The following is a 14132-nucleotide window of genomic DNA, read 5'->3' as shown; positions in this document are numbered from 1 at the left end:
TGATTAAAGAATGCCTTGGGCGACGATGGCTTTTGCCAAACGTCGGTAGCCTGCAATATTGGCCCCGGTGACATAGTCGATCCGGTCCCCATTGCGGCCTTCCTCGGCAACACGTGTGTGAATGTCGGTCATGATGGATTGCAGGGCCGAGTCGACGGTGTCGGCGTCCATGAACCTGCGGTGGCTGTTCTGGCTCATTTCGAGACCGCTGACGGCGACCCCGCCTGCATTGGCGGCCTTGCCGGGGATATGAAGGATATCCGCCTCGCGCAGCGCGGTTGCGGCGTCATCGGTGAGCGGCATGTTCGCGCCTTCGGCAAGACAGAGGCATCCCCCGTCGATCAGGGTTTGCGCCATGTCGCCATCCAGTTCGTTCTGCGTGGCGCAGGGCAGGGCGATGTCGGGTTCGGTGTCCCACGGCGTCGCGCCGGGTTTGAACGTCGCGCAATAGGCGGCGGGTGGGGTATCAATTCCCGCGCCTTGTGCCTTTTGCGCCTGAACCCATTGCACGGCGTCGTGGGACAGCCCGTCTTCGCAAATCAAGGCACCCGAAGTATCGGACAGGGCGACCACCCGTGCGCCCAGATCAATCGCCTTGATCGCCGCATGCGTGGCCACGTTGCCTTTTCCGGAAATGGCCACGCGTTTGCCGTCGAACGATGTGTTTTGTTCGGCCAGAGCGTGTTGGGTGAAATACACCACGCCAAAACCTGTCGCTTCGACCCGCATCTCGGATCCGCCATAAGACAGACCTTTGCCGGTTAACGCGCCGCCGTAAATCCCGGCCTGTTCGCGCCATGCGCCGAACAGGTAGCCGATTTCGCGCGGGCCTACGTTGATGTCGCCTGCAGGCACATCGCGGTCAGGTCCGATGAAGGGGGCAAGTTTGCGCATGAAGGCCTGGCAAAACCGCATGATTTCGGCCTCGGACCGGCCCGTTGGATCAAAGTCGGACCCCCCTTTCGCGCCGCCGAGCGGCAGGCCGGTCAGCGCGTTCTTGAAGCATTGCTCAAAGGCAAGGAACCGCAGGATGTCTTCGTTGACCGACGGATGAAAGCGAAGCCCGCCTTTGTAGGGTCCGATGGCCTGCGAACCCTGAACGCGCCAGCCCCGGTTGACCTGCACCTCGCCATTGGCGTCTTCCCAAGCGACGCGGAACGACACGATCTGGTCCGGATCAACAAGCCGGCGCAGCACGCGGGCCGCAGCAAAATCGGCGTTGTTCTTTTCAACGGTCAGTACAGCCCGGGCAATATCTTCGACGGCTTGCACAAGGTTGGGATGGCTGTCGGTATCAAAGGGAAGGTCACTTAGAAAGGCGTGGGTCAGCGCGTCGCGGCGGTTCATGAAAGCTCCTTTAAAACGTCAAAACGCCGGAGCGATGGCGCTCCGGCGTATGAAAAGTTGATATTGTTTAGGGTGAGCGTCCGCGCAGGGCGCGTACCACCATCGCGACGATAAAGAGCACGATGAAGATAAAGAACAGGATTTGCGCGATGCCTGCAGATGCAGACGCAATGCCGCCAAATCCAAAGAGGGCCGCAATCAAGGCGACGACCAGAAACAGAATTGCCCAGTAAAGCATGTGTTTTCTCCGTCAAGTGTTTCGATTGACCGAACAACGTGGGTGGAGGGTAAAGGTTCCAAGGAACTTTTTCGGTGTGCTGCGTGTTGGGCAGTCAAATCACACACGCAGGAGGCTACAATGTCGAATACGATTACCCACTCTCAGCCCGACACCACAAACAATGGCGCTGGCAAAGAGGCGCTGCGCGACAAGGCCGAAAAATTCGTTGAAGCTGCTACCGATGCCGTCGGCACAACAACCGAACAGGCGCGTGTTCATAGCGAGAAGGCCATGGAAGAGGCGCAACATGCGATTGAAACCGTCCAGGACAGCGCAATCGCCGCCGTTCGGAAAAACCCGACTGCGGCGCTTATCGGGGCTGTTGGGGTTGGCGTCCTGCTGGGAATGGCACTTCGCGGGCGGGATTAAACCGAGCTTAAGTGCGCGTGTCTGAATGCCAGTTGCAAATCGTCCAAGGTGAAGGGTCTGCTTAGCTTGAGGGCGGTGTCCACGACGCCGCCCACATCCGCATTGTCGATCAGAACCACAGCGGCACCAGATGCGTTGCAGGCTGAGATACACGCTTCGGTCTCGCCGCGGGTCAGGGACCTCCCGATGATCACCAGACGCGGACGCACCTCTCCCTCGGTCATCAGCGTCACCAACGATCCCGATTTCCGCAGCAGAAGCGACGGACCGTGACCGTTGGCGTTCGCCATATCCGCCATGTCCATGCCTTCAATGGGGCTGTCGGTCAAAATGACGATTTGCGCATCTTCCAGCCAGAAACTGTCAGTCATGAGTTACTCCTGCTTGTGCAGCACCTTCTCATGTCCGGTAGTTTGGTTCATTAAACTGTGACATAGCGAAACGGAAAACATGACAATTAAATGTGACAATTGCCCACTCCGCGCGCTTCCAATGTTCGATGATGTAACGAAAGAGGAGCTTGCGTTCCTGCAGCGGTTCAAGACCGGCGAACTGGTGGCCGAACCCAAGTCGGAGATCCTGGCAGAGGGCGCGTCTTCGGCACAGCTTTATACCGTTTTGAGCGGCATGGGGGTGCGGTACAAGTCGGTGCCTGACGGGGATCGGCAGGTCGTGGGTTTTGTCTTGCCGGGGGATTTCGTCGGGCTGCAAAGCGGCGTGATGGGCGAAATGCAGCACACGGTTGAATCGACCACGCTCATGACGCTGTGCGTCTTCAACAGGTCCGAGCTTTGGTCGCTGTTCAAATCGCAGCCCGCGCGGGCGTTTGATCTCACACATCTGGCAGCGACTGAAGAGCATTTGCTGGGTGAAGCGCTGACCGCCGTGGGGCAGTTGGAGGCAATTGGCAAGATCGCATGGCTGTTGCACCGGTTTTTTGCCCGGCTGACAGCATTGCGTCTGGCACGGAACGATGGGGTTCCCTTGCCGTACAGACAACAGGATTTCGCCGATGCGCTGGGGTTGTCGCTTGTGCATACCAACAAGACATTGGGCAAGCTGCGCGATGACGGCGTCGCGGATTGGACGGATGGTCGCCTGATCGTGCCGAAACCTGCTGAGCTGGCGCGTCTGGCACAGATTGGTCCGGATACGAAGCCATTGCCACGACCGCTGATCTAGGGCGCGGTCGGGCAGGTCAAAGGGACGAAATCCGCCTTGGCCGCAAAGGTCCCGGGAACCAATACACCTCTGCCCGCGTTAAAGTGGAAACGTAAGGAGGTGGCTATGACCCGCTTGGACGACATGCGAAAAACCGAAAACCTTCAACGGCTTGTCGACACTTTAATTGATGTGGGCGAAGGCTATGACGTCATGCTGTCGCGTGGTGACGCGGATCTGCGCAAGCATGTGAAACCCATTGCCGACCTGCATGCCGAACATCTGGTCGCGCTGAAGGACGCCATGTCCGCGCGCGGTGACGCGCCCGATACATCGGGGACCGCGATGGGGGCCGTGCATAAAACGGTTGTCAGCTTTCGTGACATGATTGGTGGGCTTGATGACGATGTTCTGGATGCGGTCCAGCGCGGTGAACAGCGCGTACTATCGGCCTATGATGACGCGCTCGAAGACCTTCGTCAGGACGATCCGACTTCCGATCTGATCGCCAAACAGCGCCAGGCGCTGTCGAAAGAAATCAAGGCGCTTGACGCTGCAGCCTGAAAACAGGAGTTCACGATGACCAAGACAACGATCAGCGATCACGCCCGCACCGCCGCAGACACGGCGAAAGAGCAGGCGAAAACCGTGGTGCAGGACACCGCAGAGGACATTCAGGACCGCGTGCTGGACGAAACGCAGCAAACCGCTGACGCGGCGCAGAACGCGGCCGACACGTTTGACCAGGGGTCCTTGCAGGCCATTGCCTTGGGGCAGTTGGCGCAGGGTCTTGAGGGGTTTTCACAATCGCTTCAGGAGCGGTCCATCGAAGGTTTGGCCGATGATGTCGCCGTCTTCGCACGGAACAACCCGCTGTTGTTCCTCGGAGGGGCTGCACTGGCCGGTTTTGCCGCCGCCCGTTTCCTGAAGGCATCGCCGCGTCACGTCGACCGCGACGATGATCCGTGGATGAACCACCTCTCCGGGACCGAGGGGGTATAAACATGACCCATCACACCGACCCCAATCTGACACAAGCACCGAACCTTGTGCGCGAATTTCTGGCGCATTTGCGCGGATTGTTTGTCACGGAAGCGCGCATCGCCAAGGAAGAACTGTCGGAGGCGGTGAGCCGTGCCGGCACCGGGGCCGTCTATCTGGCCATTGCGTTGCTGTTCGCGCTTGTCGCGTTCCATGCCCTGGCACTGACCGGCGTTCTGGCGCTGGCTGCGCTGGGCATCCCAATGGTGTGGGCGGCACTTGCCACCAGCGTGCTGGTTCTGATCGTTGCGGCGATCTTTGCATTTGCCGGCTCGCGCTGTCTGAAGAAAAGCGCGCTGGCTCCGAAACGGACCCTGGCGCATCTGCGCTCTGACCTGTCATCTTTTGAGGAGGCGACCCGTGTCTAAGAATCTGAAATCCCTTGAAAATCAAGCTGATCACCACCGCACGCAGGCTCATTCCGCGCTTGCCGGGCTGCTGAGCGCCTTTGCGCCAGCCAAGCTTGGCAACCAGGCGGTCGAACGCGCTGCAGGTGCAACCGATGATCTGGCGCAGACTGCGCTGCATCATGCAAAAGCAAACCCTGCGGGACTGGCGCTGATGGGGGTCGGGGCTGCGCTGATCGCGTTGAACCGTCCGAAGCCGAAACCGCAGGCGGTACATGGCAGCGAAGCAGACCGCATTGCGCGGGCGGATGCGCAGCTTCAGGCCAAGGCCCGTGTGAGGGCAGGCGCGTCGCCGCAATCGGCGTCGAAAATGCGCAAGATGCTGGACGCAGGCCTTGATCAACTGCCACCCGAAGCGCGCAAACGCGTGATGGACGCACGGCTTCAGGCCATTGATGCGCAGGAAAAAGTAGAACGCGAGGCGCGCAAGCTGGCGGCGCAGGCCAAGGATGCACATAATGCGCAGCCCTTTGTCACCGCGCTGGCCGCTGCCGGTGTCGGCGCCCTGATCGGGAGCTTGCTGCCATCAACCCGAACCGAGGGTGCGATGCTTGGTGCGAAACGCGACCAGTTGATGCGGTCCGCCGAAGCGGCGCTGCGGTCCGAGATCGCCGACCTCGAGGCGCGCAGCAAGGCTGCTGTCGCCGCCGCTGCCGAGGAAGGGCGCGACGCCTTTACCGTGGATCGAGCGACCGCCTGATGCAACGTACACCATCCTCTCCGGTGGGTGTGGGCTGGTCATTGCTGGTGATCGCAATCATTGCCAGTGTTGCCGCCCTGAAGCTGGCCAAAACGCTGCTTGCGCCCATCGTCTTGGGGTTGGTGATTGCGGTGGTTCTTGCCCCCTTGATCAAAAAGCTTAGCCGCATTGGCATTCCGGTTGTCGTCAGCGCGTTTTCCGCGTTGGTGATGTCCGGCGTGCTGATCGCGGTTCTGTTGCTGGCCCTTGGGCCGGTGATTTCGGAACTGATTGATCAGGTCCCGCGCATCCAATGGGAATTGCGGGGTTGGCTGCAAGAGCTGATGATCCGGTTCCGGGGGACCGAGGCACTTGGGCAGAATATTGGGGAATCTCTGGGACTTGAGGGGGGCGATGCGGTGGAATCCGCGATGCCAAGCGTGATTGACGCTTTGTGGATGGCCCCTAACTTTATGGCGCAATTGCTGGTCTTTGGCGGGACGCTGTTTTTCTTTCTGCTGACACGCGACGACATTTACGCGTTGGCCGAACACAACACACCTGCGTTGCGTCAGGCGGACCGCGCTGTGTCGCATTACTTCGTGACGATCACCGCGATCAACGCGGGGTTGGGGTTGGCCGTCTTCGGTGTCATGTCGCTGATTGGCTTGTCCAACCCGGTTCTTTGGGGCGCAGCGGCGTTTCTGTTGAACTTTGTGTTGTACCTGGGACCCATTTCGCTGATCGCCGCGCTTGCGGTGGCAGGGTTGATCCAGTTCAACGGCGCGATGTCTTTGGTGCCGCCGTTCCTGTATTTCCTGCTCAACCTGACCGAGGCGCAGTTTGTGACCCCGTCGCTTGTGGGGCAACGGTTGCGGATCAATCCGCTTTGCGTGTTCCTGAGCATTCTGTTCGGACTGTGGCTGTGGGGGCCGACCGGTGGGATCGTGTCGCTGCCGGTGCTGGTTTGGGTGACGGCGCTGACCACGGCGCTGCGGGATACGTCGCCAGATGTGCCGGATACCACACTGAAAGCCGCCTGAGGTCGGAACCATTCCTGCACCCCGCGCGTTCTGCTGTGAACCACGTCACAGGAGACCTACATGCACGCCGTTCACGGCTTTGCCCCGCTGCCCCGCCCCAACACCCAATCTGGCGAGCCAAGACGTACCGGTGTTGAGGTCGAGTTCTCGGGGCTGACCATGGAAGACACCTGTCGCACCATCACGGATCACCTTGGGGGTGACGTGGTGGCGCAGGACGCATTTCTTGTTTCGATCAAGGACACAGAAATCGGCACCATCACCGTCGAACTGGATACGCCCGCGCGGCATGCCAGCGACAATCGGTTGGTGAAAAAGGGTCTGGAAATCGCCCAGGCTGTTGTGCCGCTGGAGATCATATCAGAGCCGCTTGAATTATCCGGGCTTGAGACCTTCAACACCGTGATCGGAGTATTGCGGCGGGCCGGTGCCGCAGGATCGCGGTCGGGTGCGCTGTTGGGGTTTGGTGTGCATCTGAACCCCGAAGCAGTTGACCCGAATGGCGCATTCACCGTCGCCACCTTGCGCGCCTATGCGCTTCTTGAGCCGTATCTGCGCCATATCGAAGATCTGGACCTGACGCGGCGCGCCTTGCCCTTCGTGCAACCGTGGCCGGATGCGTTTGTGTCTGATCTCGTGGCGAGCCCTGCAACGTCGCTGAGTGACCTGTTCCCGCTGATGGCGGGGCATCTGACAACGCGCAATCATGGGTTGGATGTGTTTCCACTGCTCAAGCATGTCGATGAAGCGCGGTTTGCGGCCAGCTTTCCGGACGACAAGACCAGTGCGCGACCAACTTTTCACTTTCGTCTGCCGGATTGCCGGATTGACGAACCCGATTGGGACCTGACCCAACCCTGGGCGCTGTGGCATCTGGTGGAAACTGTGGCCGATACGCCCGACCTTTTGAACGATCTGAGCACGGCTTGGTCTGAACGACGGGCCCGCTTCTGGCGGAGCGATGACTGGATCACAGACGTTGCCGCCCTTCTTGAAAAACATAATCTGGGAGAAGCTGCATGAGCCGCCCTCTAATTGGCGTCAGCGTGTCGAAACGCACTGGCTGGCGTGTCTTTCCATTGATCGCGTTCAACGTCTGGATCACCGGCGGTCGGGCCGTCCGGTGGGACGCAACCCGCGACTTTGATCTTGACGCGGTGGACGGTGTGATCATCGGCGGCGGCGATGATGTCGGGCCTGAGCTGTATGGCGGCAAGCTTGGGATCTCCGCGCGGCTTGATCCCGCACGCGACCGGTTCGAGATGACGCTGGCGGAAAGCGCGCTTGGCCAGAACATCCCCGTGCTTGGCATTTGCCGGGGATCGCAGATGCTGAACGTGGCCCTGGGGGGCACGCTGGATCAGGACGCGTGGACCACGTTTTCCGCTGCGCGCAAGATCACCACGATCCTGCCCAAGCGCGAGATCTGTATCGAGGAAAATACCCGGCTTGCGCAGCTGAGCGGCGAAGCCCCGATGATGGTCAACGCGCTGCATTCACAGGCGGTCAACGTCTTGGGCCACGGGCTGCGCGTCGCCGCGCGGGACACGCATGGCATGATCCAGGCCATCGAACGGGTGCGCGATCCTTTTGCGCTGGGCGTGCAGTGGCACCCCGAACATCTGTTTTATGCCCATCGACAGCGCGCCATCTTTCGCGCGCTGGTCAATGCGGCGCGTGCCTATGCCAATGACAGGCAGCAGCTGCGCGCCGCCTGTGCGGATGCGCAATACGCCTAGCCGGATTGGGTGTGGACGGGGTTCAGCCCCGTCCGCCGCGCACACCAGAAGGCCCCACCGACGGCAAACAGGTTGGCAAGCACCGCTGCCCCCAGAATGCCCGGATATCCAAAGAGCATCAAACCGGCCCATGCCATTGGCACGTACACCGCAAAGATCCGTGCAAGGCTTAGCCCAACCGAGTAACCCGCTTTCGAGCGCGCGTTCATCGCAGCGTTGGCGGTGACAAGGATGCCGTAGCCAAACAGGCTCCACCCGACGATGGACAGATATTGCGACGCATATGTGCGGGCGTCTTCGCTTTCGATGAAAACCCCGGCCAGCGGGTCGGCAAAGGCTGTGAGAAGCACGGCAAGAACGATGCCGTAGCCCCCGCAGAAAATCCATGCGTCCCGCATCCCGGCACGGGCGCGGTCTTTCTTGTCGGCCCCCCAGTTTTGTCCGACCACCGGACCGATGCCCGACGACAGCGCGAACAGCGGTACAAGCGCCACGGACTGGACCCGGGTGGCGGCGCCAAATCCTGCAACCGCCGCATCGCCCAGTGTGGCCACGGCCGCCGTCACCAGCGACATGCCCGCAGGGTTGATCGCGTTGGAAAACGCGGCCGGCACGCCGACGGTGAGAACCTGTTTCACAGAGCCGAGCAGCCCCGACAGCTTGTTGGGACAGCGGGTCAGGACGCCGGTGTGATAGGCATATCCAATCGCCGCCACAGCACCGAATGCGCGTCCGATGGCGGTGGCGATTGCCGCGCCCTGGGTGCCCAGGTCAAAGGTAAAGATCATCAGCGGGTTCAGCGCGATATTGATCACGGCGGCCAGCACCATGATGGCCGCCGAGGTGGCCCCGTCGCCATGCGCACGGAACGCCGCGTTGGTGACCATCATCAGCACAAGAAATGGAAATGACAGCGCCCAGAATGGTGCATAGGACTTGGCTTCGGTCAGGGCGGCATCGCTTGCGCCCATCAGGCCGAAAATCGTCCCGGCCAGTACCCAGAATGCCAGCGCGACCAGAATGGCCAGACACAGGCCCAGACCCAAGGCGTGCAAGGCAAGCCGGGCCGCGTCGTCATCGTCGGCCCCTTCGCCAATAGTTTGGCTGACCGCGGCATTGGCACCGGCAGACAGGCCGATGGACAGCGACGTGATCGCGGTGGTGACAGGGTAGACAAACCCGATTGCCGCCAGCGGCGCTTCGCCAAGCTGGCCAAGGAAATACGCGTCCGCCAGGCCAACGCTGAGCACCGCAAGGATGCCAAAGGACATCGGGGCAGACACCCGCGCCAACGCGCGCCAGACGGGGCCTTGTGTCAAATCTTTCTGAGCCAAAACACATCTCGATCTATGAAACAACAAAACGGGGCCGCCTGATGGCGACCCCGGACGTGGGAAGAGGGTGGGGTTAGGATGCGAAGCTCGGCATGGATTCGAGCTCTTCTTTGGAGACGTCGACATAGACGCGCATTTCGTCACCATCTTCGGCCTGTTTGATTTTCAGACTGTCGAAGGACACAAGCACGTCCTTTTCGCCGACCCCGAGAAAGCCGCCAACCCCCAGAACGGCGCCTTCAAGTGTGCCGGATTGCGAAATCACCACGTTGTCGACTTCGCCGATCCATGTGTTGTTGGCATCGTAAAGCGGCATGCCGGTCAGCTCTTCTGCGGTGAATTGCGCATCGGTCTCGGTCCAGCCGTCCATTGCCAGATTGCTGGCATCAAACTCTGCCATATCCCAGGTTTCATCCATCGAAAGCGGGGCAGGCGGGGTCGAAGCCGCATCGGCAGAGGCGGTGACCTCGGCATCGGTTTGCGATGACATCACGGCGGTGTTCGTTGCCGTCTCGTCGGATGCTGCAAAAGCTGTGCCAGCGGTAAAGGCAAGGGCGGCGGTCGTGATCAAAAGTGGTTTCATCGTGTCCTCCGTATTGTTGCGTTTCGCGTCGTCCGTGACGCGCTGTGCAGTGCTAATGCGCAACCGGTCGCTGCGGTTCCCGGCAGGCTCATGAAATTTTTGTTGGAACAATTTTTGTCCTGCGGGTGTTGGGCTGTCAGATAACGAAAGGAAAGTTCATGTCTGCTGAGACAACGAATATCGACAAACAAGCCAAGCGCCATCGCCCGGCATTGTGGGGCATGGGCCTTGCTGCCACCGCTGTCGCGCTCTTGTTTATCGCGTTCCTTTTTTCCGTTGGAACGCCCGAAGATGACGTGAAGCAGGCGATCACACCCGAACAGACCGGAGATTGACCATGGATGTCTTTACAGTTGTGCCGACGCTGTTTCTTTTGACCGCAAGCGGCGTGATCATCTTTGCGCTTTGGAGCAAAGAGCGCACCGAACGCCGCCGTCAAGACGAGACAGCGCCGAAAAGCACCCTTGCCGCAGATGGACCAGATACCCGCTGAGATCGTCCCTCATATCAGCGATCCGGGGGCAACCCCGGCGAAGCCACTGCGGTCCTGCCACCGCAGTGGCTTTTTGATTCAAGGAGACCCAAATGACCCGCATTGCCACAGCTTTCGTTCTTTCTTTAATCGCCAGTTCTGCCTTGGCCGAGGTGGACTGGAAACTTGAGATGCAGTTGGAGCAGTACTTTGAACAGGTCAACATGACCGCCCTGCCGGAACCTGCACGGGAAAAGGCGTGGGATGTGCTGACGGAAGAGGCGTCTTATGAACAGACATTCTTCCGTCTGCATTCGCTTCTGGATCGGCACGACGCGCTGGTGCATGTCGATATGCACGGAGCGACCCATGCCCAGATCGCCGACAATCGTTAATCCTCGACCTCTGGCTTGATCTGCGCCCAGGCAAGCACGGTAAAGATCACGGTGCCCCCGACCACGTTGCCCAACAGCACGGGAAGGAAAAACCCGAACAGCGCTTGCGGGGCAGAGATCAGGCCCTGAACCGCCAGAAAGGCCATTTCGACGGATCCCGCAACAATATGGGTGAAATCGCCAAGCGCGATCAGCCACGTGAACAGAACGATGATCGCCACCTGGTTATGTTCGCTCCCGGGCAACATCCAGACCAAAGCGGCAATCAGCACACCCGCCGGAATACCGCGCAGGAACCCTTCCATCGCGGGCATGCCGGTGGCGTGATACGACAGATCGGTAAACGCGCTGCGCACATCGTCGGCGAGCACGGGGCCGTAGGCAAAGAATGCCGCCACGGCGAATGCGCCGATTACATTTGCAATCAGAACTATCCCCCACAGCCGCGCGGTGCGTCCGAATGCGGACCGGGTGGGGTGGATCATCACCGGAACAACGGTGGTGATCGTGTTTTCTGTAAACAGTTGCATGCGGCCAAGAATGACGAGCAGAAACCCAAAGGTATATCCCGCGTTTTCAACGATATAGCGCCAGTCTGCATCGGGCAGGTAGGCGCGTAACACCGCTTCGCCCAGGACCGAAAAGGAAATCAGGATACCTGCGGCGATACCGGAATACCACAGCGCGCGCATCGGGCGCTCCAGTTCTTCCTCGCCGCTGCGGCGGATGGCCTCGAACATCAATCGCGGCGACAGATGTGCGGCCTCTTCAACCGCGTGCTCCTCTTCACGTTTTTCGATCAGATCGGGGCTTTGGGGGTTGGACATCGGGTGCTCCATTAAACTGTGACATACCAATGCGCGGGTCTGTGAATGGTTCCTCGTGCGGGAACCGAAAGCGGTGTCGTGCGTTTGGCTGCATGGAACAGATCACCAGTGTACTTGCGACATACCTTCCCGAAGAAATGGCCACACAGATCGCCGGATGGTGGCAGGCCCTATTGGCCGCTACACCGCGCGTTGTCATCGCGATTGTGGTCATTGCGCTGACGGCGGTGGTTGTCTTGGGGGCGCGCGCCGCGATTGGCAGCCTTGCGTCCCGGGCCAGATTGCGGCGCAACCTGATCGAGGTGCTGCAGCTTTTGGCGAGCACGATTTTGTGGCTTGCCGGGGCCTTGATTGCGCTGACCATCGTGTTCCCAAGCATCACGCCGGGGCGCGCCCTGACCACGCTTGGCTTGGGTTCGGTCGCCATCGGATTCGCGTTCAAGGACACGTTTGAGAACTTTCTTGCCGGTATCTTGCTGCTGCTGCGCGAGCCTTTTGCACTGGGCGATCATATCGAATGTGACGGGGCCGAGGGGAAGGTGGAGGCCATCACCATCCGCGATACCCATATCCGTCAGACCGACGGTCAGCTTGTCGTCGTGCCCAATGCGCAGCTCTTCCACAACGCCGTGACCGTGCGCACCGACAGGGAACTGCGCCGGGCCGAGATTATCTGCGGTGTGGCCTATAGCGAAGACGTGGATCATGCGCGTGACGTGATCGCCAAGGCGGTGCGGGAGGTCGACATGGTGCGGGACGATGTGCGCGATGTCGAAGTATTTGCCAAAGCCTTTGGCGCAAGTTCGATCGATTTCCAGATCACGTGGTGGACCGGGTCGCAGCCTGTCGATATCCGCGCGAGCCGCGATCAGGTGGTTGCGGCGATCAAACGCGCGCTCGACGACGAAGGCATTGAAATTCCATTCCCGTACCGCACCCTGACCGTGAACGAACCCGTGCCAGTGCGCGCCGTGCAAGATAACGGCTGACCCATGGTCACGCGACCGGCCGAGGGCCAGGGCTACGATACACTGTTGCTGCGCGCGCGTCCCAAGGTGGTCGCGGTTACGCTGGCGAAGCATGGCGGGCTGACGCTGCTGCTGTTCGGCCCGCCGATGGTCTGGGCCATATTCGAAGCCGGTTGGTCCTTGGCGACGGCATTGGCGGTCGCGGCGTTTGTCGGCGTTGTACCGATGGCGCTGGTGTGGCGACAGCCATTGTCCAAGGACCTGCGACAGGTCGAGGCCATGGTGTCGTTCGCGCTGGTGTTTTTGCTGGCCGCCTTGTTGTCCATTCCGGCGTTCCTTGTTCTGGACATGCCACTTGCCGCTGCCGCGTTCGAGGGGATGAGCGCCATCACCACAACCGGTCTGTCCGTTGCCGCCGACCCGGATGCGTGGCCTTTTGCGGGGCACGTCTTGCGCGCCTGGATGCAGTGGTGCGGCGGGTTGGCCATGGCGACGGCTGTGCTTGCGCTGGTGCTTGGCCCCGGTCCGGCATCGCGCAGGTTGGGGCAGGCGGGCATTGATCAGGGCGACCGGATCGCCTCAACCCGCAAACAGGCGCGACAATTGCTTGCCGCCTATGTCGGTCTGAGCCTTGCCGGTGCTGCGATCCTTGCGATGACAGCGCCGCGTTGGAGCGAGGGTATTGTGCTGGCACTGGCCGCCGTCTCTACCGGAGGCTTCGCGCCGCGCTCCGATTCATTGGCGGGTTACACGACGCTGACGCAAACCCTTGTCATCTTTTTTTCGGTTCTTGGGGCCATGTCCCTTTTGACCTTGGCGCTGCTGTCCAAGGGTGATGCCAAAGGCGCGTGGGCGTTGGGGTCGGTCCAACGGGTCACGCGGGCCTGCGTCGGTGTCTCTGTGCTCTATGCGGTCTGGCTGTGGGGTACCGGGGCCGACGCGATCTGGCCAAAGGTTCTGGACTTGCTGAGCGGGCTGAGCACCGCCGGGTTTTCCACCGGGGCGATGCCGGTGGCGGGTCCGGTGCTTGTGCTGTTCCTTGTGGTGATGATCATGGGGGGCGACGAAGGATCAACCGCCGGGGGCCTCAAGCTTGCGCGGATTGGCCTGATTGCCCGGGGTGCCCGACATGCCTTGGCCTTGCCACGGCTGCCGGACAAGACCGTGGCGCCGCTGCGCATGGAGGGCCGTCCCGTAACGGACCGCCGCCTGATCGCGCTTCTGGCCTTGGTTTCGCTTTATGCCACCACGGCCGTGATTGTGTGGACCTGGATGCTGGCACACGGCTATGCTGCGGGGCCTGCGCTGTTTGACACGGTTTCCGCGCTGTCGACGGTTGGTCTGTCAGCCGGCGTGGTCGGGGCCGACATGCCGGTCGATCTAATGGTTTTGCTGACACTGGCCATGTGGCTTGGCCGGCTGGAATTCATTGCTGTGCTGGTGCTGATTTTGCCCCGCACCTGGCATCACCCGAAAAAGGATTAAAC

Annotated in this window: 20 protein-coding genes; 14 read left to right on the top strand and 6 right to left on the bottom strand. The window is 60.7% G+C overall.

Annotated elements, in window-relative coordinates:
* Positions 1 to 3 precede the first annotated feature (3 nt).
* Both gdhA and MWU54_RS05740 read right to left on the bottom strand, forming a co-directional pair.
* Positions 4 to 1347: an NADP-specific glutamate dehydrogenase gene (gene gdhA, locus MWU54_RS05745; RefSeq protein WP_247081439.1), complete on the bottom strand. Its 1344-nt coding sequence runs from the start codon at positions 1345 to 1347 to the stop codon at positions 4 to 6.
* 67 nt (positions 1348 to 1414) lie between these two features.
* Entirely contained in the window at positions 1415 to 1585 is a 171-nt protein-coding gene (locus MWU54_RS05740) for a DUF1328 domain-containing protein (protein WP_247081438.1), read from the bottom strand.
* A 120-nt stretch (positions 1586 to 1705) separates the two neighbouring features.
* Here MWU54_RS05740 and MWU54_RS05735 point away from each other — a divergent pair, with 120 nt between their 5' ends.
* Positions 1706 to 1996: a hypothetical protein gene (locus MWU54_RS05735; protein ID WP_247081437.1), complete on the top strand. Its 291-nt coding sequence runs from the start codon at positions 1706 to 1708 to the stop codon at positions 1994 to 1996.
* On the opposite strand, the gene MWU54_RS05730 is transcribed toward MWU54_RS05735, so the two are convergent.
* Entirely contained in the window at positions 1993 to 2367 is a 375-nt protein-coding gene (locus tag MWU54_RS05730) for a hypothetical protein (RefSeq protein ID WP_247081436.1), read from the bottom strand. The two genes, MWU54_RS05735 and MWU54_RS05730, sit on opposite strands and share 4 nt — an antisense overlap.
* Positions 2368 to 2446: 79 nt before the next feature.
* Here MWU54_RS05730 and MWU54_RS05725 point away from each other — a divergent pair, with 79 nt between their 5' ends.
* From MWU54_RS05725 to MWU54_RS05690, 8 genes are all read left to right on the top strand, one after another.
* A complete protein-coding gene (locus MWU54_RS05725) occupies positions 2447 to 3178 on the top strand; it encodes a Crp/Fnr family transcriptional regulator (RefSeq protein ID WP_247081435.1) in 732 nt (243 codons plus the stop codon).
* 105 nt (positions 3179 to 3283) lie between these two features.
* On the top strand, positions 3284 to 3721 hold the full coding sequence (locus tag MWU54_RS05720) for a DUF2383 domain-containing protein (protein WP_247081434.1): 438 nt from the start codon (positions 3284 to 3286) through the stop codon (positions 3719 to 3721).
* Between the two features lie 15 nt (positions 3722 to 3736).
* Complete coding sequence (locus tag MWU54_RS05715) at positions 3737 to 4159, top strand: hypothetical protein (protein WP_247081433.1); 423 nt, start codon at positions 3737 to 3739, stop codon at positions 4157 to 4159.
* Between the two features lie 2 nt (positions 4160 to 4161).
* Positions 4162 to 4566 (top strand): phage holin family protein, encoded by a 405-nt coding sequence (locus MWU54_RS05710; RefSeq protein WP_247081432.1) that lies wholly within the window; start codon positions 4162 to 4164, stop codon positions 4564 to 4566.
* A complete protein-coding gene (locus MWU54_RS05705) occupies positions 4559 to 5305 on the top strand; it encodes a hypothetical protein (protein ID WP_247081431.1) in 747 nt (248 codons plus the stop codon). The genes MWU54_RS05710 and MWU54_RS05705 overlap by 8 nt, the downstream gene beginning before the upstream one ends.
* Positions 5305 to 6327, top strand: a complete 1023-nt coding sequence (locus MWU54_RS05700) for an AI-2E family transporter (protein WP_247081430.1) — start codon at positions 5305 to 5307, stop codon at positions 6325 to 6327. Before MWU54_RS05705 ends, MWU54_RS05700 begins: the two co-directional genes overlap by 1 nt.
* Before the next feature lie 60 nt (positions 6328 to 6387).
* Positions 6388 to 7350, top strand: coding sequence for an amidoligase family protein (locus MWU54_RS05695; protein WP_247081429.1), 963 nt, complete (start codon positions 6388 to 6390; stop codon positions 7348 to 7350).
* Positions 7347 to 8066, top strand: coding sequence for a gamma-glutamyl-gamma-aminobutyrate hydrolase family protein (locus MWU54_RS05690; RefSeq protein WP_247081428.1), 720 nt, complete (start codon positions 7347 to 7349; stop codon positions 8064 to 8066). The genes MWU54_RS05695 and MWU54_RS05690 overlap by 4 nt, the downstream gene beginning before the upstream one ends.
* Here the strand turns inward: MWU54_RS05690 and MWU54_RS05685 are convergent.
* Both MWU54_RS05685 and MWU54_RS05680 read right to left on the bottom strand, forming a co-directional pair.
* Complete coding sequence (locus tag MWU54_RS05685) at positions 8063 to 9385, bottom strand: MATE family efflux transporter (RefSeq protein WP_348647610.1); 1323 nt, start codon at positions 9383 to 9385, stop codon at positions 8063 to 8065. The two genes, MWU54_RS05690 and MWU54_RS05685, sit on opposite strands and share 4 nt — an antisense overlap.
* A gap of 88 nt (positions 9386 to 9473) precedes the next feature.
* A complete protein-coding gene (locus MWU54_RS05680) occupies positions 9474 to 9983 on the bottom strand; it encodes a PRC-barrel domain-containing protein (RefSeq protein ID WP_247081426.1) in 510 nt (169 codons plus the stop codon).
* A gap of 158 nt (positions 9984 to 10141) precedes the next feature.
* Here MWU54_RS05680 and MWU54_RS05675 point away from each other — a divergent pair, with 158 nt between their 5' ends.
* The 3 genes from MWU54_RS05675 to MWU54_RS05665 all read left to right on the top strand — a co-directional run bounded on the left by MWU54_RS05675 (position 10142) and on the right by MWU54_RS05665 (position 10850).
* Positions 10142 to 10318: a hypothetical protein gene (locus MWU54_RS05675; RefSeq protein WP_247081425.1), complete on the top strand. Its 177-nt coding sequence runs from the start codon at positions 10142 to 10144 to the stop codon at positions 10316 to 10318.
* Positions 10319 to 10320: 2 nt separating this feature from the next.
* Positions 10321 to 10476 carry a hypothetical protein gene (locus MWU54_RS05670; RefSeq protein ID WP_247081424.1) on the top strand — a complete coding sequence of 52 codons (156 nt, stop codon included), beginning with the start codon at positions 10321 to 10323 and terminating at the stop codon, positions 10474 to 10476.
* A 92-nt stretch (positions 10477 to 10568) separates the two neighbouring features.
* Positions 10569 to 10850: a hypothetical protein gene (locus MWU54_RS05665; RefSeq protein WP_247081423.1), complete on the top strand. Its 282-nt coding sequence runs from the start codon at positions 10569 to 10571 to the stop codon at positions 10848 to 10850.
* Here the strand turns inward: MWU54_RS05665 and MWU54_RS05660 are convergent.
* Positions 10847 to 11677 (bottom strand): formate/nitrite transporter family protein, encoded by an 831-nt coding sequence (locus MWU54_RS05660; protein WP_247081422.1) that lies wholly within the window; start codon positions 11675 to 11677, stop codon positions 10847 to 10849. The genes MWU54_RS05665 and MWU54_RS05660 overlap by 4 nt on opposite strands.
* 137 nt (positions 11678 to 11814) lie before the next feature.
* On the opposite strand from MWU54_RS05660, the gene MWU54_RS05655 reads away from it, so the two are divergent.
* Positions 11815 to 12666, top strand: a complete 852-nt coding sequence (locus MWU54_RS05655; protein WP_247082184.1) for a mechanosensitive ion channel family protein — start codon at positions 11815 to 11817, stop codon at positions 12664 to 12666.
* Positions 12667 to 12669: 3 nt separating this feature from the next.
* Complete coding sequence (locus tag MWU54_RS05650) at positions 12670 to 14130, top strand: potassium transporter TrkG (protein ID WP_247081421.1); 1461 nt, start codon at positions 12670 to 12672, stop codon at positions 14128 to 14130.
* Positions 14131 to 14132: the final 2 nt, after the last annotated feature.

The sequence above is a fragment of the Marivita sp. S6314 genome (assembly GCF_023015985.1).
Classification (GTDB): Bacteria; Pseudomonadota; Alphaproteobacteria; order Rhodobacterales; family Rhodobacteraceae; genus Marivita.
Note: the sequence above shows the minus strand (reverse complement) of the source record. Positions and strands in the feature narration are given on the sequence as shown.

What these genes read in the sequence shown, in the direction of transcription:
- MWU54_RS05660 (WP_247081422.1), bottom strand. Translation starts at nt 11,677, where the DNA reads ATGTCCAACCCCCAAAGCCCCGATCTGATCGAAAAACGTGAAGAGGAG.
- MWU54_RS05680 (WP_247081426.1), bottom strand. Translation starts at nt 9,983, where the DNA reads ATGAAACCACTTTTGATCACGACCGCCGCCCTTGCCTTTACCGCTGGC.
- MWU54_RS05720 (WP_247081434.1), top strand. Translation starts at nt 3,284, where the DNA reads ATGACCCGCTTGGACGACATGCGAAAAACCGAAAACCTTCAACGGCTT.
- MWU54_RS05730 (WP_247081436.1), bottom strand. Translation starts at nt 2,367, where the DNA reads ATGACTGACAGTTTCTGGCTGGAAGATGCGCAAATCGTCATTTTGACC.
- MWU54_RS05725 (WP_247081435.1), top strand. Translation starts at nt 2,447, where the DNA reads ATGACAATTAAATGTGACAATTGCCCACTCCGCGCGCTTCCAATGTTC.
- gdhA (WP_247081439.1), bottom strand. Translation starts at nt 1,347, where the DNA reads ATGAACCGCCGCGACGCGCTGACCCACGCCTTTCTAAGTGACCTTCCC.
- MWU54_RS05740 (WP_247081438.1), bottom strand. Translation starts at nt 1,585, where the DNA reads ATGCTTTACTGGGCAATTCTGTTTCTGGTCGTCGCCTTGATTGCGGCC.
- MWU54_RS05665 (WP_247081423.1), top strand. Translation starts at nt 10,569, where the DNA reads ATGACCCGCATTGCCACAGCTTTCGTTCTTTCTTTAATCGCCAGTTCT.
- MWU54_RS05655 (WP_247082184.1), top strand. Translation starts at nt 11,815, where the DNA reads ATGGCCACACAGATCGCCGGATGGTGGCAGGCCCTATTGGCCGCTACA.
- MWU54_RS05695 (WP_247081429.1), top strand. Translation starts at nt 6,388, where the DNA reads ATGCACGCCGTTCACGGCTTTGCCCCGCTGCCCCGCCCCAACACCCAA.
- MWU54_RS05700 (WP_247081430.1), top strand. Translation starts at nt 5,305, where the DNA reads ATGCAACGTACACCATCCTCTCCGGTGGGTGTGGGCTGGTCATTGCTG.
- MWU54_RS05715 (WP_247081433.1), top strand. Translation starts at nt 3,737, where the DNA reads ATGACCAAGACAACGATCAGCGATCACGCCCGCACCGCCGCAGACACG.
- MWU54_RS05670 (WP_247081424.1), top strand. Translation starts at nt 10,321, where the DNA reads ATGGATGTCTTTACAGTTGTGCCGACGCTGTTTCTTTTGACCGCAAGC.
- MWU54_RS05690 (WP_247081428.1), top strand. Translation starts at nt 7,347, where the DNA reads ATGAGCCGCCCTCTAATTGGCGTCAGCGTGTCGAAACGCACTGGCTGG.
- MWU54_RS05710 (WP_247081432.1), top strand. Translation starts at nt 4,162, where the DNA reads ATGACCCATCACACCGACCCCAATCTGACACAAGCACCGAACCTTGTG.
- MWU54_RS05650 (WP_247081421.1), top strand. Translation starts at nt 12,670, where the DNA reads ATGGTCACGCGACCGGCCGAGGGCCAGGGCTACGATACACTGTTGCTG.
- MWU54_RS05735 (WP_247081437.1), top strand. Translation starts at nt 1,706, where the DNA reads ATGTCGAATACGATTACCCACTCTCAGCCCGACACCACAAACAATGGC.
- MWU54_RS05675 (WP_247081425.1), top strand. Translation starts at nt 10,142, where the DNA reads ATGTCTGCTGAGACAACGAATATCGACAAACAAGCCAAGCGCCATCGC.